22 protein-coding genes are annotated in these 22,021 nt (G+C 70.4%); 8 read left to right on the plus strand and 14 right to left on the minus strand.

The genetic code is table 11. The features are described 5' to 3' along the window. Positions 1-108 precede the first annotated feature (108 nt). From ABZ374_RS25895 to ABZ374_RS25910, 4 genes are all read right to left on the minus strand, one after another. Positions 109-399, minus strand: coding sequence for a hypothetical protein (locus ABZ374_RS25895; protein WP_360315003.1), 291 nt, complete (start codon positions 397-399; stop codon positions 109-111). After that, positions 396-728 (minus strand): winged helix-turn-helix domain-containing protein, encoded by a 333-nt coding sequence (locus ABZ374_RS25900; protein WP_360315005.1) that lies wholly within the window; start codon positions 726-728, stop codon positions 396-398. The genes ABZ374_RS25895 and ABZ374_RS25900 overlap by 4 nt, the downstream gene beginning before the upstream one ends. Positions 729-1,036: 308 nt before the next feature. Beyond that, positions 1,037-1,165 carry a BTAD domain-containing putative transcriptional regulator gene (locus ABZ374_RS25905; protein WP_360315007.1) on the minus strand — a complete coding sequence of 43 codons (129 nt, stop codon included), beginning with the start codon at positions 1,163-1,165 and terminating at the stop codon, positions 1,037-1,039. A gap of 323 nt (positions 1,166-1,488) precedes the next feature. Then, positions 1,489-1,827, minus strand: a complete 339-nt coding sequence (locus ABZ374_RS25910) for a hypothetical protein (protein ID WP_360315009.1) — start codon at positions 1,825-1,827, stop codon at positions 1,489-1,491. 422 nt (positions 1,828-2,249) lie between these two features. Here ABZ374_RS25910 and ABZ374_RS25915 point away from each other — a divergent pair, with 422 nt between their 5' ends. Then, positions 2,250-2,543 carry a hypothetical protein gene (locus tag ABZ374_RS25915; RefSeq protein WP_360315011.1) on the plus strand — a complete coding sequence of 98 codons (294 nt, stop codon included), beginning with the start codon at positions 2,250-2,252 and terminating at the stop codon, positions 2,541-2,543. A 308-nt stretch (positions 2,544-2,851) separates the two neighbouring features. Here the strand turns inward: ABZ374_RS25915 and ABZ374_RS25920 are convergent, their stop codons facing one another. Together ABZ374_RS25920 and ABZ374_RS25925 are read right to left on the minus strand one after the other, a co-directional pair. Continuing rightward, a complete protein-coding gene (locus tag ABZ374_RS25920) occupies positions 2,852-3,535 on the minus strand; it encodes a hypothetical protein (protein ID WP_360315013.1) in 684 nt (227 codons plus the stop codon). Beyond that, a complete protein-coding gene (locus ABZ374_RS25925; protein ID WP_360315015.1) occupies positions 3,532-4,632 on the minus strand; it encodes an RNA polymerase sigma factor in 1,101 nt (366 codons plus the stop codon). The genes ABZ374_RS25920 and ABZ374_RS25925 overlap by 4 nt, the downstream gene beginning before the upstream one ends. A 749-nt stretch (positions 4,633-5,381) precedes the next feature. Here ABZ374_RS25925 and ABZ374_RS25930 point away from each other — a divergent pair. Beyond that, positions 5,382-5,630, plus strand: coding sequence for a hypothetical protein (locus ABZ374_RS25930; protein WP_360315017.1), 249 nt, complete (start codon positions 5,382-5,384; stop codon positions 5,628-5,630). 521 nt (positions 5,631-6,151) lie between these two features. Then, a complete protein-coding gene (locus tag ABZ374_RS25935) occupies positions 6,152-7,501 on the plus strand; it encodes a cytochrome P450 (RefSeq protein WP_360315018.1) in 1,350 nt (449 codons plus the stop codon). Here ABZ374_RS25935 and ABZ374_RS25940 read toward each other — a convergent pair. Then, a complete protein-coding gene (locus ABZ374_RS25940) occupies positions 7,446-8,738 on the minus strand; it encodes a wax ester/triacylglycerol synthase domain-containing protein (RefSeq protein WP_360315019.1) in 1,293 nt (430 codons plus the stop codon). The two genes, ABZ374_RS25935 and ABZ374_RS25940, sit on opposite strands and share 56 nt — an antisense overlap. 221 nt (positions 8,739-8,959) lie before the next feature. On the opposite strand from ABZ374_RS25940, the gene ABZ374_RS25945 reads away from it, so the two are divergent. The 3 genes from ABZ374_RS25945 to ABZ374_RS25955 all read left to right on the plus strand — a co-directional run bounded on the left by ABZ374_RS25945 (position 8,960) and on the right by ABZ374_RS25955 (position 12,146). Next, positions 8,960-10,006, plus strand: a complete 1,047-nt coding sequence (locus ABZ374_RS25945) for a polyprenyl synthetase family protein (protein WP_360315021.1) — start codon at positions 8,960-8,962, stop codon at positions 10,004-10,006. A gap of 30 nt (positions 10,007-10,036) precedes the next feature. Beyond that, complete coding sequence (locus ABZ374_RS25950) at positions 10,037-10,942, plus strand: UbiA family prenyltransferase (protein WP_360315023.1); 906 nt, start codon at positions 10,037-10,039, stop codon at positions 10,940-10,942. Between the two features lie 229 nt (positions 10,943-11,171). Continuing rightward, positions 11,172-12,146: an NAD(P)-dependent alcohol dehydrogenase gene (locus tag ABZ374_RS25955; protein ID WP_360315025.1), complete on the plus strand. Its 975-nt coding sequence runs from the start codon at positions 11,172-11,174 to the stop codon at positions 12,144-12,146. Positions 12,147-12,158: 12 nt separating this feature from the next. On the opposite strand, the gene ABZ374_RS25960 is transcribed toward ABZ374_RS25955, so the two are convergent. The 3 genes from ABZ374_RS25960 to ABZ374_RS25970 all read right to left on the minus strand — a co-directional run bounded on the left by ABZ374_RS25960 (position 12,159) and on the right by ABZ374_RS25970 (position 16,322). Further along, positions 12,159-12,506, minus strand: coding sequence for a WYL domain-containing protein (locus tag ABZ374_RS25960; protein ID WP_360315111.1), 348 nt, complete (start codon positions 12,504-12,506; stop codon positions 12,159-12,161). Between the two features lie 178 nt (positions 12,507-12,684). After that, positions 12,685-14,385 carry a DUF885 domain-containing protein gene (locus ABZ374_RS25965; RefSeq protein ID WP_360315027.1) on the minus strand — a complete coding sequence of 567 codons (1,701 nt, stop codon included), beginning with the start codon at positions 14,383-14,385 and terminating at the stop codon, positions 12,685-12,687. Between the two features lie 110 nt (positions 14,386-14,495). Next, a complete protein-coding gene (locus ABZ374_RS25970) occupies positions 14,496-16,322 on the minus strand; it encodes a hypothetical protein (protein WP_360315029.1) in 1,827 nt (608 codons plus the stop codon). Between the two features lie 194 nt (positions 16,323-16,516). Here ABZ374_RS25970 and ABZ374_RS25975 point away from each other — a divergent pair, with 194 nt between their 5' ends. Further along, the gene (locus tag ABZ374_RS25975; RefSeq protein WP_360315031.1) at positions 16,517-16,750 is read left to right on the plus strand and encodes a hypothetical protein; all 234 of its coding nucleotides are present in this window, start codon (positions 16,517-16,519) and stop codon (positions 16,748-16,750) included. Positions 16,751-16,830: 80 nt separating this feature from the next. Here ABZ374_RS25975 and ABZ374_RS25980 read toward each other — a convergent pair whose 3' ends face one another. Then, positions 16,831-17,727, minus strand: coding sequence for a hypothetical protein (locus ABZ374_RS25980; RefSeq protein ID WP_360315033.1), 897 nt, complete (start codon positions 17,725-17,727; stop codon positions 16,831-16,833). Between the two features lie 399 nt (positions 17,728-18,126). Between ABZ374_RS25980 and ABZ374_RS25985 the strand changes: the two genes are divergently transcribed. Next, positions 18,127-19,068 carry a hypothetical protein gene (locus tag ABZ374_RS25985; protein WP_360315035.1) on the plus strand — a complete coding sequence of 314 codons (942 nt, stop codon included), beginning with the start codon at positions 18,127-18,129 and terminating at the stop codon, positions 19,066-19,068. Between the two features lie 151 nt (positions 19,069-19,219). On the opposite strand, the gene ABZ374_RS25990 is transcribed toward ABZ374_RS25985, so the two are convergent. The 3 genes from ABZ374_RS25990 to ABZ374_RS26000 all read right to left on the minus strand — a co-directional run bounded on the left by ABZ374_RS25990 (position 19,220) and on the right by ABZ374_RS26000 (position 21,932). Beyond that, on the minus strand, positions 19,220-19,441 hold the full coding sequence (locus ABZ374_RS25990) for a YbdD/YjiX family protein (protein ID WP_360315037.1): 222 nt from the start codon (positions 19,439-19,441) through the stop codon (positions 19,220-19,222). After that, the gene (locus tag ABZ374_RS25995; RefSeq protein WP_360315113.1) at positions 19,438-21,513 is read right to left on the minus strand and encodes a carbon starvation CstA family protein; all 2,076 of its coding nucleotides are present in this window, start codon (positions 21,511-21,513) and stop codon (positions 19,438-19,440) included. The genes ABZ374_RS25990 and ABZ374_RS25995 overlap by 4 nt, the downstream gene beginning before the upstream one ends. Positions 21,514-21,686: 173 nt before the next feature. Then, entirely contained in the window at positions 21,687-21,932 is a 246-nt protein-coding gene (locus tag ABZ374_RS26000) for a DUF3311 domain-containing protein (RefSeq protein ID WP_360315039.1), read from the minus strand. Positions 21,933-22,021: the final 89 nt, after the last annotated feature.

Here is a 22,021-nt window from a genome sequence, read left to right on the forward strand (position 1 = left end):
CCCACAAGGTCGAAGGGGGAGTGATCCGCAGAACTTCGCCCTCGGGCGAGGTGACGCTTGTTCGCACCAGGTCGCCGAGTTGCCGCTCGGCGACCTGGAACAGGTTGGTTACTCGACTTCCTTGAGGATCCGCTCGACCGACTCCAGTCGGTCCTGCACCGTCTCGAGTTGGCCCCTGGCCTGCGTCAACTGGTCGGTGATGGCGGTCAGTCGACGCTCCGTTCCCTCCTGTGCCAGAACGGCCCGGTCGGCAATGGAGCGGTACTCGCCTTCCCGGGCAAGCTGGGCCTTTGCCCGCCACGTCGCGGCGAGCTGCCAGATACCCACCGTGATCACGCTGGTCACCAGAGCGAAGACTCCGATGACACCGATGACCTCCTGCCAGTCGCTGGAGCTCATGCGTTTGCTCCTTTCACTGTCGTGTCGAGAGTGGCGACCGCCTCGGCGATCGCCTGCGGCGTCAGCCGGACGTCGAAGGGCACGACTTCGTAGAACTTCATCGCCTTGCCGTCCTCCGAGACCTCGATCGAGGCCGAGACGAGCCCGGCGTGTTCGAGTTTGCGCAGATGCACCTGGAGCAGGGGCCGGCTCACCCCGAGTTCGCGCGCCAGTTCGCTCACGTACTGCCGTTGGCCGGTGAGGGCTCCAAGTACCCGCAATCGGTGCGGGTTGGCCAGCGTGGCCAACACCAGGAGCAGCCGATCTCCCGCTGACTCGGTAGCTGTCATGCGCCCTCCTTACCTAGGCACCTGCCAACAAAAGTTAGCACGTGCCAAAGCGCTCGTCATCCATCGCCGATTCCGGTTCCGCTCCGGGGCGCGAGCGAACGCCCCGAGCGGGCGGGCCGAGCGCCCGCCTCGCGGGCGGGATCCGCGATGCCGCCCTCGTATAGCCACTCGGTGAGAGTCGCCGGAACCAAAAAGGGCTTGCAATGAAAGGGAGTTGCCTTGCAGTGTCGGCACACGGGGAGCGAGGATCCCGGGCGGAGGTAGGGCCGGCCGGACCGGCGGGCGTCGGACACCGTGTTGCGATCTCCTCACGCGAGCCCGAAGTCGCCCTGCCCGGCCGCGAGATCGACCCCGAGTTGCTCCCGCGACAACGCGCACCATGCGCGGAAGGCGTCGAATGCCTCGGCCTGCCGGTCGCTCGGATACAACGCGACCATCGGTTGGGCCCCGGAAGGTCTCTTGTAGCGGATGCGCGCCCACCGGTTGGGCGAGTTCGCCGATCAGCTCCCGGCGCCGCCCCGGTGCCGGGTTTCATCTTCGTGCGGTCGGCGGTCGGGCGGGATCCCGAAGGCCGAGCAGGCGGGTGTCGACCGCCTTGCCCCGCCGGTCGGCCGGTCGGCCGGCGGGGCGTTCCGTCTATGCGGGCCCACCCTGCTGCAAGAGAGGCGATCGAGGTCGCGTGTTGGGCCGGTCGGGTTTTCCGGTGCCTTCGATTGTTCTCCTACTCGCTCGTCGTGAACATGGGGTTCCGTGCCGCGAACTACCGCCGGCGTCGCGTCCCGTGGAGGACGTAGAACAGCGGCAGCAACATGAGGCAGACCGCGAGGGTTGCGGTCACCTCCCAGGGCGCGTGGTCCCCGAGCAGGGTTACGAGCAGGGTGGGGCCGCCGACGGTGGTCAGCATGGCCGTTATCACCACGGCGGCGCGCAGTGCCTGTTCCGAGTGCTCGGGGCGTCCGTCGTAGGAGAGTTGGTGGTCTCCGCGGGCGTACACAATGCGGCAGTTCTCCCGCTCGCGCTCGAAGTGCACTTCGGGCGACAGCGCGGGTCGTTCTTCCGGGGTTCCGTCCGAGGGGACGGAGTGAGTGGAACTGTCCATCGACGGGAGTCGATCCTTCCTAGGTCAACCAGTTGCAGCAAAGGTTGGAAACCTGCAGGTAGGTACCGATGGGGTGCAAGAGGCCCTTCTGGTGCGGACATGGAGACCTATTGGCCACTCCATGATCGATCACGAAGAAGTGCCCTGTGTTCGCCTTTTGCTACCCCTCCGTTTCGGAGTCTAGCTTCCCGACGGCCGACGATGCACCCGACACGCACCTGATTGACACGTGTCTGGTGCATCTGAGCACCGTCAGGACTGCGATTCAGCCATTCCCAGCCGCCTGGATGATGTAAACCTGGTGTCCTGATGATGCAATCTCAGGCGGGGCGTGACATGATTTAGGGGCGCCTTGCCTTTTATGGGGGCAAGACACCCAAGGTTGTTGATAGCGGGCATCTCACCGGCGGCGAGGAGAGCAAGTGACCGCGAAGTCCACACACACAGCCGAGCAGCGAGAGCTGCCACCGAGCCAGGGGGTGGAAACGTTGGAGGGCACGGACGAGAGGCTGGCGCGACCGCGGTTCTCCGTCGCGTTGATCTCGGCGGCTGCGAAGTCGATGACATACCTACTACAACGCACCGAACTCAACAAGAACGACATCGTCAACCGCGCCCTCCAGGTGTACGCGTACCTGGAGCAACGGCAGGAAGAGGGCTACGACCTCTTCCTGCACGACGAGAACGGCAACATCGAACGCCTGCGCATCATGTGACATCGACAAGACCTTGACGACGACTGTCGACGGCCCGACGACTCGACGGGCTTCGACACGTGGAGCGTTCGGACGAGCCCCGCCGGAAGAGGGACCGGCGGGGCTCGTTCATTCCCGTCGACCGGCGACCGCGTTCCATGACGCCCCCGCGAGCGGGCCGGGGCGGGTCGATGCCGTCGAGGCGGGGACATCGCGCGTCCCGTACCGCGTCGCCGATCCCCCGGCCGACTCTCCCGCGGGCTCGCCCGAGGGGCGATGCCGGACGGTGCGCCGTCCGGCATCGCGCGTCCCCCGGTCGCGCTCCGCCGTCAGTTGGGCGTCGGGCAGGACGCGCGCTGCCCCGGCCGCGGCGAGTGCTCGACGGGTGCCTGCACACGCGACTTGAGCCACGCGTGCGGCACGCAGACCTCCCCGTAGTCGGGATCCTCCACGCCTCTTATCCCCGGTTCCACGCGCGCGACGTAGGTGTCGGCGGCCGGATCCGAATCATCGGACGCCGGGCGCGTAGGGGGGTCGGCGTCGGGCATGCGCCGGGTCCACCACGCCGCGTCGTAGCGATCGTTCTCGACGCAGTGGTGCAGGACCAGGAAGCGCATCGCCTCCGCGTCCTCGGCGCCCGCGCCGAAGCGCCACCAGAACGCGGCCGGTTCGGTCCGACCGGTCAGGTAGAGCAGGCAGCCGAACACGACGGCTCCGGCCGGCGTGCGGTGGTCGACGAAGTCGCTCAACAGGGCGGTGGTGTCGAGGCGGGCGACGACCAGCCGGCACAGGTGCTCCAGTTCGACGGCCGCCCGGGTGCGGACCGTCTCGTCGACGCCCGCGTCGCCCGCGGACGGAGCACGGGGCGGGGTCGGTCGGATCAGCTCGGCGGCGAGCCGTTCCTGCACGATGCGCGACGCCAGGCGCTGGACCGCGGCGGCCGGGTCGTAGTCGGCGAACGCCTCGTCGAGTGCTCGGCGTTGCTCGTGGAGTGCGTGTTCGAGAGGATTCATGTCGTCTTTCCCTCGGGAGGGTTGGGTCGGACGGGGTCGTAGGGGATGGTTCCGTGCTGCGCGGCGGTGAGTTCCCGGCGGGCGGCGTGGATGTGGGAGCGGACGGTGGAGATGGTGATCCCCAGGTAGTCGGCGACCTCGGCGGTGGGGACGCCCACGACCAGGTGCAGCCAGGCGCAGACTCCGCGTTTGCGGGGCATCAGCGAGATCGCGCGGTGGACGGTGTGCAGGTCGGGGACGAAGGTGGCGGGATCGCCTGCGGTGTCGACGCGGGCGCCCGTGGGAGCCGAGGGGGCGGTGAAGTCGACGCTGACCTCGCGGCGGTGGACGGCGCGGCGCTGCCAGTCGACGGCCTTGCCCTTGAGCATGCGGTAGGCCAGGGCCTGGGGTGGGCTCGGGTGTTGGACCAGAAGGTTCCAGCGCACGCACATGGCGAGCATCACCTCGGAGACGACGTCCTCGGCGTCCTGGTGCAGCGAGCCCAGCCGTCTGCGGGCGAGCGAGGTCAGGGTGGGCCGGTAGGCGCGGGCGAAGTCGACGAACTCGTCGGCCCAGGGCAGTTCGACCGGCAGTCGCGGGCCCTCGTCGGCGTTGCGGTGGGGCGCCATGGCGTGTCTGACCCGGGCGCAGCGGGCGGCGTGGTCGTCCAGGTGCTCCATCAGGAGTTTGACGACGGCGTCGACGGGTGGGCCCGGGGAGCGCAGGAGTTCGTCCCAGCGGCGGTCCACGACGACCATGACGTCCTCGACGGCCTGGACGGCGTCGTCCACGGATTCCAGGAATCGGTAGGCGAGGCGGGTCAGGATCGGCAGGTGGGTCCGGGCGAACGCGTGGTAGTCGTTGCGCAGGAGGTCGGTCAGGTCGACGTCGAGGGATCCGTCCGGGTCCGGCCGGGCATGGTCGGGTTCGACGCCGGGGGCGGGCGGTTCGGCCGCGGGGTCCGGGATGGCGAAGGGGTCGGCCGGGTCGATGCCGGCGAACACGTCGAGGTCGTCGAGGCCATGGAGGACGTCGATCGGTTCCAGGCCCAGCGCGCGGATCTCCGCGTCGGTGGGGTCGAACCAGTAGACCTCGATCCGTTCGGGGGATTCGCTCATCGTCCGCCGCCCTTCCCGCGCGCGGAGCGCGTGGCGCGCAGGCCGCACCCGGGGCGGCCGCGATGCCGGGACGCACCGGTCGGGCGCGGTGCGGGTGCTCCGGCCGTCTTGACGCGGAGGACGGCGAGTACGCCTATGAGGAGCTGGAGGTTCCCGGCTCCGGCGGGCCAGGTGGTGCCTGTCACGGGGGCGATCCTTCCGAACGGTTGATGCACGCGACCTACGGATAAACCGGGCGTACGCCCGGGGCGCGCAGGAGGCGTGAAATGCCTTCGTCGTTATCCCGTTTGCGCGGCGCGTTGCGTCCACTCCGGGTTTCAAGATCTTTGGGAAAGTGCTCGGACCCCGGCGCGTCGGAGGGGGCTCCGGTGGGGGTTCGGCCGAGTGTCGAGGTTGCAGTCCAGCTTCCCTCGAACGTACCTATCGCATCAATCACACATCCGAGTGATGCGTGAGCTGCCGCCACAGGACGCCAAGAGGACCGCGACGGGACGCCCGCGCGTCCTCGGAAGGGTGCCCCGAGGGTGCTCGGATCGCGGCAAATCGACGTCCTGCATCCTTCGGACGGGCGTATTCGCGACGTGGATCCGACGTTCCAACGGCGCGTTCATGACATGATTTAGCCACGCCTCGGCAGATATCAGAACAACAATTGCATAGCTACCTGAAGCGAACATTTCACTGAGGTAGGAGAGTTCATGGCCGCGAGGACCGCGAGAACGGCAGCCGAGAGGCGACCCTCACCACGCGTGGGCAAGGAAGGATCGACGGTGGAGGATTCCGGCGACAGGCAGGCCCGATCCCGCTTCTCCGTCGCACTGATCTCGGCTGCGGAAAAGGCGATGACATATCTGATGCGGCGAACAGAGATGAACAAGAGCGACATCGTCAACCGCGCGGTCCAGGTCTACGCCTACATGGAAGAACGCCAGGAAGAGGGCTACGAGATCTTCCTGCGCGCCGAGGACGGCACGATGGAACGCCTCCGCATCATGTGAGGCCCCGAGCCCACGAACACCCGCCATGCCCCTGACGGGCCCGACCGAGCCCCGTCGGAACCCGCGCGTTCCGGCGGGGCTTCGCCGTCCCGCCAAGGGGTGAAACCCGGCGTTGCGGTGGGGCGCGGGAGGGGGGTGAGGTATGGCTGCCGGCAGGGCTTCCACTGCGTGGACTTTCCGGTATTCGGTTGTGCCCATCCGGCCCCACCCCCCATGACCGCGGACCTCGAAGGTGCTCCGACCGGCCCCAATGAACGGAGACAGTAACCTGCCTCTCCGACACGGGAGTTCTCCGTACTCGACACGCGGCCCGCTTCGGGCGGTCGGCTGCTCGTCGGGGGACGGCACGAGGAGTCGAACCGGCTGCCGGGCGCTCGGGGAGCTGTGCCGTTCGGGTGGTTCTCGGCTGTGGGGTTGGGGTCGGGCGTCGGGTTGTGCTGGGGTTGCGGTCGGGGTTCGATCGGCGGGCTCGCTCGGGTGGGTTGGTTCGTGGGAAGAAGCGCGTACAGGTGCAGGCGGTTGTGAAGGTCGACGAAATTCCCAGGGCGCCCGGCGGATGGCCGTTGGTCGGGCACGGTGGGCAACTGTTGAGTGATCCGCTCGGGTTCCTCAGGTCTCTTCCCGCGCACGGGGATCTGGTCCGGATCCGCCTGGGTGCGGTGGACACCGTGGTGGTGTGCGATGTGGAACTGACTCGGCAACTGCTGTTGGACGACCGGACTTTCGACAAGGGCGGACCGGCCTACGACGGGGCGCGCGAGTTGTTGGGGGGTGGGTTGCTCACCTGTCCGCGTGACGCGCACCGCCGTCGGCGGCGGCTGGCCCAGCCGGCTTTCCAACCCGCGCGACTGGATGGATACACATCCGCGATGGTCGGTCAGAATCGGCTGGCCGTGGACGGCTGGCGCGATGGTGGGATCCTCGACGTGATGCCGCAGATGCTCTCGCTGATGGTGCGGACGCTGGCCGAGACGATGTTCTCCAGCGCGCTGTCGCCCGGGGCGGTGGACAGAGCGGTCGAAGACCTCACCTGTGTGGTGCGGGAGAGCTACACGCGGGCGATTCTGCCGCCGGCTCTCGGTCGGCTGCCGACCGCCGGGAAGCGGCGCTACGACGCGGCACAGGCCCGCCTGCGGTGTGTGCTGGACGAGGTCGTCGCCGGGTATCGCGTACGCGGCGAGGACCGGGGGGATCTGCTGTCCGCGTTGATGGGCGCGCGCAGTCCCGAAGACGCGGTGTGCGGTGGGCTGTCCGACGCCGAGCTGAGCGATCAGATGATCACGTTCTTTGTTGCCGGCGCGGAAACCAATGCGAATCTTTTGTCGTGGGTGCTGCATCTGCTGTCCCGGCATCCGGAGATCGAGGCCCGCCTGCACGAGGAGGTCGACGGCTGCGAGCCCGCCGGACCGGATGGGCGGGTGTGTCCCGACCGGGCGGTGTTCACCGGTCGCGTCGTCCGCGAGGCCTTGCGTCTCTACCCACCGGTGTGGCTGACCACTCGGCGGGTCACCACCGACACCGTCCTGGGGGGCCACCGGTTCGCTGCGGGCGCCGTCGTCGCGTACAGCCCCTATCTCATCCACCACCGGGCCGACATCTACCCGGCGCCCGAACGGTTCGATCCCGACCGGTGGGATCCCTCGCGCCCCGCGCCGCCGCGCCACGCGTTCCTGCCGTTCGGCGCCGGGGCCCGCAAATGCATCGGCGACCGGTTCGCCCTCACCGAGGCCGTCCTGGCGCTGGTCGCCATCACCCGTCGCTGGCGACTGACCTCGGTGTCGGATCGGCCGGTACGGGTGCGCGCGGCGGCCACGATCAGCCCGCACTCGCTTCGTCTGCGGGCCGTCGACCGTACGGTGCCGGTCCGCTGAACCCGCTCGCGGACGGCGTTCCCCCGGTCAGGACCCGGGCCCAGTGCTGCGGGATGGTGATCGCCCGGGCCCGGGGCCGGTCGGCAACCACGGTACAGCGCACCGTGGTTGGGGTACGGGTGAAGGAGACGTACACCGGGCTCGCGTCACCGACGTTGACGAACATCGAGGCCGCGTCGAAGCGGGCGCCGAAGCAGCCGAACGTCTCGGGGAAGGTGATGCTGCTCGCGGCGAGGGGGTACACCCGGCGTCCGAGCATCGTGCGCAACATCGTCGGGCCGGGACACAGGAGCGCGGGCAGGCCGAGCAGGGCCCGGAAGGCGTCCCGGCGGTCGCCGCGGCGCACCACATCGCTTTGCCGGCGTACGTCGGCGACCGCCGCGTCGAGGGTGGTCGCCGTGCCGGGAAGCACGATCCGGTATCCGCCGATGCGGTTGCCGGGGGCGTGCCTTTCGTGGGGCTGCCGGGTGGACATGACCGCCAAGAGGTGAGCGGGCTCCGGCGGGTGGACGGGGGCCGGGCCGGCGTCCCAGGACTTCAGGGCGAGCGAGAGGGCGGCCAGGCAGACGTCGTTGACGTTGGCGTGGTGCGTCTCGGCGAGGTCGCGCAGGCGGGCCGTCGGGACGTCGTGGTGGTTCCAACGCCGCCCGGAGTCGTCGGCGGGCGGGTGCAGGCCGGCCCATCCGGGGGTCGCGGACAGGAGCGGCGCGTACATCTGCGCACCGATCCGCAACATCGTCGCGGGACTGGCGCGGGCCGCCGGATACAACCTCGGACCGTCGGCGGGGTCGTCCGCGAAGAGGGCCAGGGTGCTGTACGCCCCGCCGACGCCGTCCTGGAACGCGTGATGGATGCGAAAGCACAGGCGGAACCGGTCCGGAGCGGACTCCTGGGTGAGCAGCCGGCAGTCCCATTGCGGGTGCGCGGGTCCGGGCAATGGATCGCTCAGGAGCGTGTCGCACGCGTCGGCGAGAACCTCGTCGCCCGCCGGGAGCACCTGGTGCCGTAGATGAACAGCGAGGTCCGGGGCGCCGGTTCGCACGGGCCACCACCGTTTCGCGTCCCCGGGGAGCAGGTGTGTCAGAGCGGGCAGCCCACCCGCCCGCTGCTCGACACGCCGGGCCAGTGCCTCGAAGGGGGGTGGCGTTCCCCGGAAGTCGAGGAAGAATCCGGTGATCGGCGGCTGGGTCGCCGGCATGCCCAGGAAGCTGCGGTCGACGGTTCCGATGGCGTACATGCACCGCCTAACGACGTGTCGCCGGCCGGGTCACCGATGGCCGCAACGAACCGACCGGCGGAGGCTGTTGCGGCACCGCGCACCGCGCCGAGGACCCGTATCACCCGAAGGGGCCACAGAAGAATGCATGACCCTTTTCGGCCATCACCTATCTTATGGGTGGATCACCGAGTGGCCTTCGCTGCATCTCCAGCGGACGTGACCGTACCTGGAGCCGACGCATGCCCATGCCCGCAAGCCTGTCCCTCGACTGCCCCCGTCAGGCAGGCCGTCTGCTTCTGACGAGGGCCCGTCGCATCGTCGACCCGGAACTGCGCCGCTGCATTTCGGGACTCCCACCGGGGGTGCGACGGCCCGCCGAGTACCACATGGGCTGGCGGGACGAGCGCGGCCACCCCGGCGAAGCGGGCGGCAAGGCGCTTCGGCCGGCGCTCGTCTTCGCGGCGGCCGCCGCCGTCGGAGGCACCGCCGAGATGGCGATGCCCGCGGCGGTGGCGGTGGAACTCGTGCACAACTTCACGCTGTTGCACGACGACGTGATGGACCGGGACACCATGCGTCACGGACGGGCCACCGCCTGGAAGGTCTTCGGCACCACGAACGCGGTGCTGGCCGGCAACGCGCTCCAGGCGCTCGCCTCGCACGTTTTGGCCGAGGGGCCCGCCGAACACCTCTCCATGGCGCAGAGCGCGCTGACGACCTGCGAGATCGAACTGTGCGAAGGGCAGTACCAGGACTGCTCGTTCGAGCAGCGCACCGATGTGTCGCTGCACGAATGCCTGGGCATGGCCGAGGGCAAGACCGGGTCGCTGTTGGGCTCCGCGTGTGCGCTGGGCGCTCGCTACGGCGGCGGTACCGAGGCCCAGGCCCGGTGCTTCGACCGGTTCGGCCGGGCGATCGGCGTCGCCTTCCAACTCCTGGACGACATTCTCGGCATCTGGGGAGATCCCGCGATCACCGGAAAGCCCGTGTACGCCGACCTGGCGGCGCGCAAGAAGTCGCTGCCCGTGGTGGCGGCCCTGCGGTCCGGAGCGCCCTGCGCCCACGAGTTGGCCGAGTTGTACTCCCGACCGGGCCGGCTGTCGTTGTCCGACCTGGCGCATGCCGCCCGGCTCATCGACCGCTGTGGCGGCCGGAGTTGGTCGCTGGAGCGGGCCACCGGCCAGTTGCACGAAGCGTCGGGACACCTCGCCCGGTCCGGCGTCGATCCGAGCGCCGCGGGCGACCTCCTGGCCCTCGCGGACCTGACCATCCGTCGCAGCCACTGACCCCGGCCCACACGAGGAGGGAGGTGCCGGATGAGGGCACCCACCGCGGCGACACCGTCCCGGCAACGCCCGGCGTTCACCCGCGAGGGCCTGGTGACCTGGCGGTTCGTCTATCGTGATCTGACCGCGTCGCTGCTTCCCGGCTGCCTGTTCGTCCTGGCGGGTGCCTCGCACAGCCACGCCGACGCCGCGGCCACCGGTCGGGCGCTGGCCCGCGCGGCGGTCTACCTGACGTTGTTCATCTACATCTTCTGCGTCGCCAACCAGCTCGGCGCCGACCCTCGCGAGGACCAGGCCAACAAACCCGACCGTCCCCTGGCCTCGGGGCTGGTCAGCCGAGCGGGAGCCTGGCGGCGCTGGCTGGTCGCGATGGCCGTCTTCCCCCTCCTGGGCTGGACCCTGGGGGTGCTGTGGTGGGCCCTCCTGTGGCAGGCGATCACCGTCGTGAACAACTTCACCCCGGTCAGTCGCTGGGGACCGACCCGGGACGCCATCATCGTCCCCGGTGCGATCGTGCAACTCGCGGCGGCCTGGCAGCAGATCGCGCCCCTGGACGCGACGGCATGGCGCTGGATCCTCACGCTCGCCGTCGTCCTGGGCGGACTCGGCCTGCAGATGCAGGACTTGCGCGACCTGGACGGGGACCGGATGATCGGCCGGCGCACCTTCCCCATGCTGCTGGGTGAGCGAACCAGTCGCCGATATCTGGCAGTTCTGATACTGGCCATGCCCGCGATCGTGCACATCCTGCTGTACGCCTCGCGCGTGGACCGCGCCGAGGTCCTGCTTTGCCTGGTCCCGGTCGCCGGACTGTCCTGGACGGTCGCCTGGCGGGTGCTCACCCTGCGCACACCGGCCGCGGACCGGCTCACGTACTCCCTGTACACGCTCGTCTATTGCGTCACCCTGGCCGGCGGCATCCCGCTGCTCCGCTGAGGTGCCCCGAACCACCGGCTCGGACGGTCCGGTTCGCCCGGGCGGCGAGCAAGTCCCGGTTCGGGCGGCTGGTCGGGGTTCGGGGCGATCGGGGCGATCGGGGCGATGGGGGCGATGGGGGCGATCCACTAGGGAAAGTCCCCGATGGTTGAGCGGAGTTCGCTGCCCTAGCGTCGTAGTGGGCCGGGCGGATCGTTCGGCGCGTCCATCCGCACGGGACGGAGATGCGATGAAGGCGATCGTCCAGGAGCGATACGGCTCACCCGACGTGTTGCGGGTCGGGGAGGTGGACAGGCCCACGGTCGCCGATCGCGAGGTGCTGGTGCGGGTTCGGGCCGCGTCGGTCAACGCGCGCGATTGGCACGTCATGCGGGGTGACCCGTACCTCGCGCGGCTGGTGTTCGGAGCGACCCGGCCGAAGGCGCGGATCCGGGGCACCGACTTCGCGGGGGTGGTCGAAGCGGTCGGCGCGCAGGTGCAGGGGTTCGCCGCCGGCGACGAGGTGTTCGGCGAGGCGGAAGGTGCCTTCGCGGAATACGTCTCGGCGCCGGAGGACCTGGTGGCATCCAAGCCGCCGAGCGTGACCTTCGAGCAGGCCGCCGCGTTGCCCCTGGCGGGGTACACCGCGCTGCAGGGTCTGCGGGATGCGGCCGGCGTGCGGCCGGGGCAGCGGGTGCTGATCAACGGCGCGTCCGGCGGTGTGGGTACCTTCGCCGTTCAGATCGCCAAGGTGCTCGGCGCGGAGGTGACGGGTGTGTGCAGCACTCGGAATGCCGATCTGGTCCAGTCGCTCGGCGCGGACCACGTGGTCGACTACACCCGGGCGGACTTCGCCGCAGCCGGCGTGTCCTACGACGTGGTGTTCGACCTGGTGGGAAACCGGACCCTGACGGACTGCCAGCGCGCGCTGACCGCGACGGGCACCCTCGTGCTCTCCGGCGGCGGGATGTCCGAAGGCGGCAGCCTGGTCGGCCCGATGGGCCTGCTCGTCAAGGGACGGGTGGTGTCGCGTTTCGCGCGGCAACGGGTGCAGGTGCTGACGGCGACGCCGAGTCGGGAGAGTCTGGCGACGTTGGCGGAACTGGCCGCCTCGGGAAAGGTCGTGCCGGCCGTCGACCGCACCTACGGGTTCGACGAAGGCGCCGAAGCCATCCGGCACCTGGAGGTGGAGCACGCCCGCGCGAAGGTCGTCATCGTCATGTGACCCGGCTGTGGGTCAGGCGAGTCCATAGGCTCTGGCCAGTACGCCCACCTTGTCGGCCATCGCCCGGCGCAGTTCGTCCGGCGCGACGACCTCGACGTCGATACCGAGCCGCAGCAGCTCGCCGCAGGCATGCTCGATGCCCTCGATCGGGACGACCGCCTCGACCCATCCGGTGTCGCCGACGGCGGTCGCGGTGGCGTCGACCGCACGCACCAACTCCGGGGGGACGTTGTCGGGCAGGCGTCGACGGCCCTGCGGGGACAGCCGAATGGTGGCCGTGCCGATGTGGCGGCGGGTCCGGAAGTCCTCCGAAGGGGTACCGATCTTCGCAGGTCCGCTCCCGCCCCACCCGTACGGGATGGTGTGCGCTGCGAGCCGAGCACGGCGGGCCCGGTGGCGTGCGACCCGGGAGGATCACGGCACGGACCACGCCCGCTCGGCTGCGGCGCCGGGTCCGCCGTGGCCGCACCGCACACGGGATCCCGCGCAGCCGGGTTCGGCGGCGGAGGATCCCGTGTGGTTGGTGTGGGGTCGCAGGCTAGGGGGCGGGGATGGCGGAGAGTTCGTCCGTCAGGTCGTCCAGGCCCAGCGAGCCCTGGGACAGCGCGGCCATGTGCCAGGACTTCAGGTCGAAGGCGGCGCCCTGGGCTCGGCGGGCGTTCTCGCGGCCCAGCAGCCAGGCGCGTTCGCCGAGCTTGTAGCCGATGGCCTGGCCGGGGATGGTCAGGTAGCGGGTGAGTTCGCTCTCGACGAAGTCGGCCGGGCGGCTGCTGTGCGCGCCGAAGAACTCCTGGGCCAGGCCCGGCGTCCAGCGCTCGCCGGGATGGAACGGGGAGTCGGCCGGGATCTCCAGCTCCAGGTGCATGCCGATGTCGACGATGACGCGGGTGGCCCGCATCATCTGGGCGTCGAGGTAGCCCAGGCGCTGCTCGGCGTCGGTGAGGAAGCCGAGTTCGTCCATCAGGCGCTCGGCGTACAGCGCCCAGCCCTCGGCGTTGGCGCTCACCACGCCGACGGTGGCCTGGTAGCGGGACAGGTCGCCGGCGATGTGCGCCCACTGGGCGAGCTGGAGGTGGTGGCCGGGGACGCCCTCGTGGTACCAGGTCGACACGAGGTCGTAGACCGGGAAGCTGGTCAGGCCCATCGTCGGCAGCCAGGTCCGGCCCGGGCGGGTGAAGTCCTCGGACGGGGGCGTGTAGTACGGCGCGGCGGCGCTCCCGGGCGGGGCGATGCACGACTCGACCCGGCGCACTCGCTCGGCGAGCTCGAAGTGGGTGCCGTCGAGCCGCTCGATCGCCTGGTCCATCAGGCCCTGCAGCCAGGCGCGGACCTCGTCGACGCCCTCGATGTGCGTGCCGTGCTCGTCGAGGTGGGCCAGTGCGACCCAGGGCGTGGCCGCGCCGGGCAGCACCTTCTCGGCCTCCTCGCGCATCTCGCCGAGGAGGCGGTGGTACTCCGACCAGCCGTAGGCGTACGCCTCGTCCAGGTCGAGGTCCGCGCCGTTGAAGAAGCGCGACCAGAGGGCGTACCGCTGGCGCCCGACGGTGTCGGGGGCGTCGGCGACGGCGGGTGCGTACACGTCCCGCATCCAGTCGCGCAGTTCCGCCACCCCGGCGGTGGCGGCGCGGGCGGCTTCGTCGAGTTCGGTGCGCAGGGTCTGCGGGCCGTCGGCGGCGAAGTCCTCGAACCAGCCTCGGCCGCTGCCGTCGGTGTCGGCCCACTCGCCGAGTTGGGTGATGCACGTCGCGGTCGGTCGAGGGCCCGCGTACAGCTTGCGCTCCAGGCCGAGGGCGAGCGACTCGCGGTAGCCGGCCAGCGCGTCCGGTACCGCGCGCAGGCGTTCGACGATCGCGGCCCAGTCCGCGTCGGTCTCCGCCGGCGTCACGGTGAACACCTCGCGGACGTCGTGCAGCGGTGTGCCGAGGTTGCCGACGGTGCGCAGGCCCTCGTCGGCCTCGTGCACCGCCAGTTCCGCGGTCAGCCGCTCCCGGAGCAGCCGGGCGCACCGGCGTTCGATGTCGCCCTCGGCGCCGGGCTGCTGCTCGGCCCGGTCGAGCCTGGCGAGGGTGGCCCGCGCCAGGTCGGCTCGCGCCTCCCGCCCGGCCGGGGAGAGGTCGGGCAGCCTGGCGGAACTTTCCGGGACGCCGAGATAGGTTCCGGTGATCGGGTCGATGGCGATGAGCTGGTCGACGTACGTGTCGGCGACCTGACGGGGCAGCGAGGACCTGGTGTCTGACATGTGGACATCCTCGTATGACGACGGCCTCGGCGTCACATGGGTTGCCCGGTCGGGTGTCGGGTGGGCGGCGGTGGCGGCGCGCCGGGCCGCCGGTTGTCTCGGTATGGGCTTCAACGTTGTTCGGACCACGCGGCGCACTGTTTTCGGGCCCGGAGGGTTTCCGGGTGTTCCGCACCGCGGATGCGCGTCAGGTCTTGGACGAGGATCGCGTACAGCTCTGCCGCCTTGCCCACCGCTCCGGCCTTGCCGGTCCAGTGGGCGAGGGCCGCCCGGATTTCCAGGGTGTGTGGGTGTTCGTGGCCCCGGTAGCCGATCAGGTCCTTCAGGAGGAGGGCGTACAACTCCCGTGCCTCGCGTGGTGCGGCCGTCGGGCTGCGCCAGGCGGCATGCCATCGACGGGCGTCCAGGGTGTCGCGGTGGTCGGGTCCACAGTGGTGGATCAGGTCGGGAATGAGTTCCTCGTATATGCGGACCGCGGCCGTCGTGTCGTCGGTGCAGCCGGTCCAGAACGCGTGCGCGTGGCGAATGTTCAGCGTGTCGAAATGGTCGGCTCCGTACACGCGGGTCATGTCCTCGACCAATACCCCGAGCGCCTGTGCCGCCCCCGTCGCGTGGCCGGCCTGCCCCAGCGCGTGCGCGTGTGCTCGGCGGGCCCGGAGGGTACCCAGCGCGTCCGATCCGAATGTGCGACGCGACTGCTCGACCTGCGACCAGGCCGCCTCCACCGCGGGCGTGTTCGGCATGTCGACGCAGGTCCGTTCCTCGTGAAGGGCTTTCCGTGCCTCGGGGTGGTCGCTGCCGTGCACCCGAGTCAGGTCGTCGGCGAGCACGGCGAACAGGCGTGCCGCCTCGTCGAGTTGACCGGTGTTCTTCGCCTCGTGCGCATGGGCCCAGCGCAGCCTGAGGGTGTCCACGTCCGTGCCGCGGACACCGGCGAGTTCCTCGGTGAGCCGGGCCCGGAGCCGCGCCGCTCCGGGCACGTCACCGGCCCGCTCGGTCCAGAGCACGTGTTCGCGACGGGCCTCGACCGTGGTGCCCGCCGCGCTGCCCCGTACCTGGGCGAGGTCGTCGGCCAGCGCGGCGAACAGCCGTGCCGCGCGCGCCGGGTCACCGGATTCGCCGACTCCGCGGGCGTACCTGTGGCGTTCGCGTAAGTCCTGGACGTATGGCCGTGTGAGCGACTCGTCGTGCCGCCGCTCCCGCCGGTAGGTGTCCCAGACATCGACCTCGGACTCGCCGCGCTCCGCCGGGTCCGCGTCGTCGCTCGGGTCGGATTCGGCGGCATCGAGCTGGAGTTCGAGGCCGCGGCAGTGGTTCTCGGCTTCGAGGACGCGGCGATGCGACTCGGCCAGTTCGGCCTCCAGTTCGGTCACCAAGCCGCGCAGCCGGGCCAACTCCGTTTGCAGCCGGGCGTTCTCCTCGTTCCAGCGCTCCAGCGCCCGGGTCTGCGCCACGCGTGATTGCTCGGCGCGCAGTCGGTGCTCGTCGAGTTGGCGTTGCAGCTCTGCAACGCGCTGCTGTTGATCCCGGAGTTCGTTGTCGAACATTCTTTCGCGCAACTGGGCCTGCTGGGCGTGTTCGTCGGCCAGGGCCAGCGCGTCCTTCAGGCGTTGCACCTCGGCAAGGTCGGGGTTGCGCGCCTGCAACACCGCCCGGTGCCGGGCCCGGAGGTCGGCGGCCGCCTCGGCGGTGATCCCCCGGCCCGTGTGTTTGGCCACGTGGTCCTGGAGTTGCACCACGAACTCCCAGGGGGGCACCCGGGTGCCGTTCAGGTAGCGCGAGACCGCTCCCTTGTCCCGGGCGCAGCGGGCGGCGTATCGGGTGATCGACACGTCCAGGACCGCGAAGAGCAGTCGCAGGCTTTCCGCCAGGACCCTCGATCCCTCGGTCAAGTCGGCTCCCAACGGGACCAGTTGGCCCCGCCCGGCTTCCGTCATCGCCACCTCCGTGTCCGGCCGATCGGTCGTTGCGTCCGTTCGGCAACGGACAGTTCACCGTGTGGGGTGCCGCCCGACCAGTCGTTGCCGGCGAATGGCAACGATCGGTTCACCGTGCCGGCCGGCGCAACGGAGTGTGGCCCGTCCAGGCTGAACCCATTCTCATCCACCGCGACGTCGACAAGGCACCGTCAATGACAACCGAACCACCCTCGCCGCCCCGGCGGTACACCGACCTGGTCGCGTTCCTCGCGGTCCTGGTCACCGGAATCGTCCTCGTCGCCTTCGGCGTTCCGGCCACCTCGCTCGCGGCGGTCGCCATGGCGTTGGCCGCCCTCTACAGCGCCTGGCGTTCCGGTCATCGGCCGGGTCCCCCTCCACGTGATCGCGGGTCGTCCTCGGAGGACGACGACTCGCCGGTCGGCTGAGCCGGAGACCCGGCTCGGGGCGCTGCGGGCCGGGTCGTGCTCCGGCCCGCAGCACACCGTCGGCGGTGGTCGGTCGACCGTCAGGGCGCCAGGGGGAGTTGGTCGCCGGTGGCGCCGGTCTCCAGATGCGCGTAGTCGGGGTGATGCAGGCGGTGGTGGACGTAGATCTGGTCGGCCCACGGCGGGTCGAAGGGGGTGAACGCGCGCAGGCCCAGGACCCGGCCGATCGCCCGGTCCGGGTGGGCGGCGTTGAACTCGGCAATCGCGGCGGCCTCGCCGATCTGCTCGACGGTGCCCGGGAGATCGTCGAGGTAGCAGGTGACCCTGGGCAGCAGGTGCTCGTGGTCGGGCCTGCGGAAGAGTTCCAGCGCGGTCGTGGTCGAGGTGTAGTGGTCCAGATCCAGGGCGACGAACCCGACCGGGTGGTTCCGCAGTTCGAGGGCCCGGGTGTCGAGGTAGTCGGGCAGCGTCCGGGCGAGGTCGCCGATCACCAGTTCGGCGTTGCCCAGGCGGGCGCGCAGTCGTTCGTGGTCCATCGTGTAGAAGCCGGGGCCGAACAGGTAGGGCAGGTCCCGCGGATCCTTGGCCGGCGGCATGCCCACCCCGCCGTCGAAGCCGACCACCCGGACCGTGACGCCGGTGGCGGCGGCGTAGTGCCGGGCGTGCTCGGCGAGCGCCAGCAGCCCGTTGCCGCCGGCGACCCCGAACTCGACCACCGTCACGCCCCGATGCCCCAGGCGGGCGGCCGACTCGGTGGCCCGGCGCACGCCGTACGCGTAGTGCGCCCGCTCCACCAGTCCGAATCGGTAGGCCGTCGCCGATCCGACTCCGGGCAGCCGGCGCAACAGCCGGTTCCGGGCCGCGTGCCGGGTGCCGGACTTCGACCAGTCCCACATCACGTCGGCCCACCCACCGGTGGGCCGACGACCGAACGGATGACCCTTCTGCGCACTCGAACGTGAACTTCCGCGCACCACGAGCGACTCCTTCTCGACACGACGAACGAACGGACAAACGAACGGACGAACGGACGAACAAACGGACGGACCAACGAACAGGCGCGTGGACGAGCGATCAGCGGCAACCTTTCCCGACTACCCCCTGCCCAACCCGTTCGACGGCTCGAACCGGTCGGCGACGTCGAGGAACACGACCGTGGCGACGCCCCCTGTGCCCAGGCCCGTTCCTCCCCCGCGGCCGGGAGTCCCTCGGGTGTGTCGGTATCGGATTCGTCACGCCCGGTGGCATTTCGGAACGTTGGGAACTGGTTCGGAGGCGTTCAGGTGGGGGGCGCCTGGCGGACACCGTGCTGCGTCATGGTCTTGGCGTTCGAACACGTTGGCGTGGGATCGGCGCGGTTGAGGAGTTCGGTGGCTATGAAGCTGGTCTCGAAGGGTTTGCGGGCGGCGTGGCGCGGGGCGTCGGTCGGCGCGGTGTGCGTCGCGTTGTGTGCGGGCGGCGGGCTCGCGGTTACGGCGCACGCGGCGGAGGCGGCGGGCGGTGACGCCCAGGCCGCGTTCCCGTCCGCCGTCAGTGGTTGGAAGCCGATCGGCAAGTACGAGATCGACGCGCAGTCCCAGGCCCAGGGGTTGGCCGGCGTGCGGCCCCACCATGGGAAGCCCTACATGTACTACGCCGGGAACACCTCGATTCCCGCGCCGGTGCGGGAGCGTGGCTGGGGGCACATCGGCGACCCGGACTCCTCGCGCGGCTACGTGTTCGACGCCTACCAGGGTGGTGGGGACGCGACCGCCAAGATGTTCCGGGTCACCACGCCGGCCGGGGACGCCTACGAGTACGTGCACCCGTTGGCGGCGGGTGAGGCTATGAACAACTCCTTCGCCGCGGTCTCCCCCAACGGCCGTTGGCTCGTCTCCGGCGAGTGGGACACGATGAATCGGTTGCTCGTCTTCCCCACGCCGATGCTGAATGAGGCCACGCCGCGGACCGGGGGCACCCTCCCGCTCGCCGCGACCATCGAACTGGACCGGCCGGTCAAGGACATCCAGGGGTGCACCTTCCTGGACGAGAAGCGCTTGGTGTGTGCGTCGGACGACTCCGACGCGAAGTTGTTCCCCGTCGCCAAGCCGCTGCTGCAGATCGAACTGAAGAAGGCGCTGAACGGGAAGACGGTAACCGGGCACGTGACTTCCCTCGGTGCACTGCCGCTGCTCAGCGCCTGCCCGGGCGCTGCCGCCGACTTCGAGACCGAGGGCAACGACTACGACCGCCGTACGGGCGTCCTGCGGGTCGAGATGATTCCGCCGCGTGACTGTGCCGCGCAGGCCACCGTGTACGAGTTCAAGCGCAAGCGCTGACCCGGGCCCCCACGCGGGACCGCGAACGCGCGGACCGCGTGGGCGGGTTCGACGCCATGACAGCCGATGCTGCCGTGGGCCGCGGGCGGTGGGCGGGCGGCGGCGAAGACCCGCTCCGCCGCCCGCCGTCGCGCGGTGCCGGCAACGGGTGTCAGCAGCAGCGTGCCTGCGGGTTCTCCTCGCGCCGCCTGGTCCGCCAGGCTTCGTACGCTCGGCGGGAGGGGATCGGCCGGTCCGGATGCTCGCGTCGGTGCCGCAGGCAGTGCCGGTCGTAGTCCGCCGCGCCGGAGATCTCCCGGAGATACCACCGGATCCACCGGAACAGCCGGTTCCGGGCGAACCGTGCGCCGATACCCGGGGCCGGCCCGGTCACGACGCTCCCGCCTCGTCGCCGGGACCGCCGGCGCCCGCGGTGGCGAGTTCCTTCTCCCTGGGCGAGGCCGTCGGTTCGAGCACCAGCGTCGAGGCGACGTAGGGCGTCTCGGTGGTGGGCAGCGGTACGCCGGCGCGGATCGCCCGCGCGCAGACCACGGCCGCGTTGCCCATCACCACCGCGATCAGGACCAGGAACAGGGCGATCAGTACGCCGTCCACGGTGCAGTTCAGCACCACGGTGTGCATGTCGTCCATGTTCTTCGCCGGGCCCAGCACCTTGCCCGCGTCGATCGCGTCGGCGTAGCGGTCGCGTTGGGCGAAGAAGCCGACCCGGGGGTCGTCGGAGAAGATCTTCTGCCATCCGGCGGAGTAGGTCACGGCCACGTCCCAGGCCAGCGGGATGCCGGTGACCCAGGCCCAGCGCAGTCGACCCGACTTGATCAGCACGGTGGTGGCCACGGTGAGCGCGACCGCGGCCAGGAGCTGGTTGGCGATGCCGAACAGCGGGAAGAGCTGGTTGATTCCGCCGAGCGGGTCGGTGGTTCCGGCGTAGAGGAAGTAGCCCCAGAGGCCGACCACCACGGCGCTGGTCAACCAGATGCCGGGCTTCCAGTCGACCCGGCCGATCGGCTTCCACACGTTGCCCAGCATGTCCTGGAGCATGAAGCGGCCCACCCGGGTGCCCGCGTCCACGGTGGTCAGGATGAACAGCGCCTCGAACATGATCGCGAAGTGGTACCAGAACGCCTTCATCCCGGAACCGCCGAACACCTCGGCGAAGATCTCCGACATGCCCACGGCCAGCGTGGGCGCGCCGCCGGAGCGGGCGATCAACGTCTTCTCCTCGACCACCGAGGCCGCCGAGCGCAGGTCGTCGGGGGTGATCGTGAAGCCGAGGCCGGCCACCGCGTGCGAGGCGCTCTCCGCGGTGGCGCCGAGCACCCCGGCCGGGGCGTTCATCGCGTAGTACAGGCCGGGGTCGATCACGCAGGCCGCGATCAGCGCCATGATCGCCACGAACGACTCCATCAGCATGGCGCCGTAGCCGATCATCCGGACCTGCGATTCCCGCTGGATCAGCTTCGGCGTGGTGCCGGAGGCGACCAGGGCGTGGAAACCGGAGAGGGCGCCGCACGCGATGGTGATGAACAGGAACGGGAACATCGACCCGGCGAACACCGGCCCGGAGCCGGAGCTCGCGAACGAACTGATCGCGTCCGTCTTCAGGTTCGGCGCGGCCAGCAGCACGCCGAGCGCGAGCAGCACGATGGTGCCGACCTTCATGAAGGTGGACAGGTAGTCGCGCGGGGCCAGCAACAGCCACACCGGCAGTACCGACGCGACGAAGCCGTAGCCGACCAGACAGAACACCAGCGTGGTCGGACTCCAGGTGAACGCGTCGCCCAGCGCGGTGTCCTCGATCTGCCCACCGCCGATGATCGCGGCCAGCAGCAGCGCCACCCCGATCACGCTGGTCTCCAGCACCCGACCGGGGCGCAGGAAGCGCAGATAGACGCCCATGAACAGGGCGATCGGGATGGTCAGCGTGACCGAGAAGGTCCCCCACGGGGAGTTCGCCAGCGCGTTGACCACGATCAGGGCGAGCACCGCGAGCAGGATGATCATGATCACGAACACCGCGAGCAGCGCCGCGACCCCGCCGACCCGGCCGATCTCCTCGCGGGCCATCTGGCCCAGGCTCTTGCCATCGCGGCGCATGGACAGGAACAGGATCACCATGTCCTGTACGGCTCCGGCGAAGATCACCCCCACCACGATCCAGATGGTGCCCGGCAGATACCCCATCTGTGCGGCCAGTACCGGGCCCACCAGTGGTCCGGCGCCCGCGATCGCGGCGAAGTGGTGGCCGAACAGCACCCGCCGGTCCGTCGGTTGGTAGTCGACGCCGTCGTCGAGCCGTTCGGCCGGGGTGGCCCGGGTGTCGTCCGGTTCCAGCACTCGTTCGCTGATGAAGCGGGAGTAGAAGCGGTAGGCGATCGCGTAGGAGGCGACCGCCGCGAAGATCAGCCAGACGGCCGAGATCTCCTCGCCGCGGGCGAGGGCGACCATGCCCCAGCCGGCCGCGCCGAGCAGCGCGACGACGGTCCAGATCAGGATCGATCTCGGGCGGTACGTACGGGGGTTGCGGGTGTCGGTCGTGGGGGGCACGCGGACTCCTCATCGGGCAGGGGGCGAAACGGCGACGGACGAGAACCTGCGGGTCGGCCGGGGGGCGGCACGGGTCAGGGAGGTTGCCGGTCGGGGCGGCGCAGCAGGAGACGGGCGACGAACATGGCGGCGGCGCACCCCGGCACCCAGGCGAGTTGGTACCAGTAGAAGAACGGGACGCCGGCCGCCGCCGGCTCCCGGCGCGCGTACAGGGGCACCCACAACAGCGCCACGACCGGCGCGGCGAGGCAGAGGCCGGCCGCGAGCCGGCGGGCCGCACGGGGCCGTGCGGGGGTGGGTGGGGGGTGCTGCCCGGTCATCGCGCCTCCTCCGGGTCGGTGGTGCGGGCCGCCGGTTCGTCGGCCCTGTGGAAGAGTTGTCCGGGCTCGCGTTTTGGTTGACAGCCGAT

Origin of the sequence: Embleya sp. NPDC005971, from assembly GCF_040629175.1 — a bacterium.
In the GTDB taxonomy this organism is placed as follows: domain Bacteria; phylum Actinomycetota; class Actinomycetes; order Streptomycetales; family Streptomycetaceae; genus Embleya.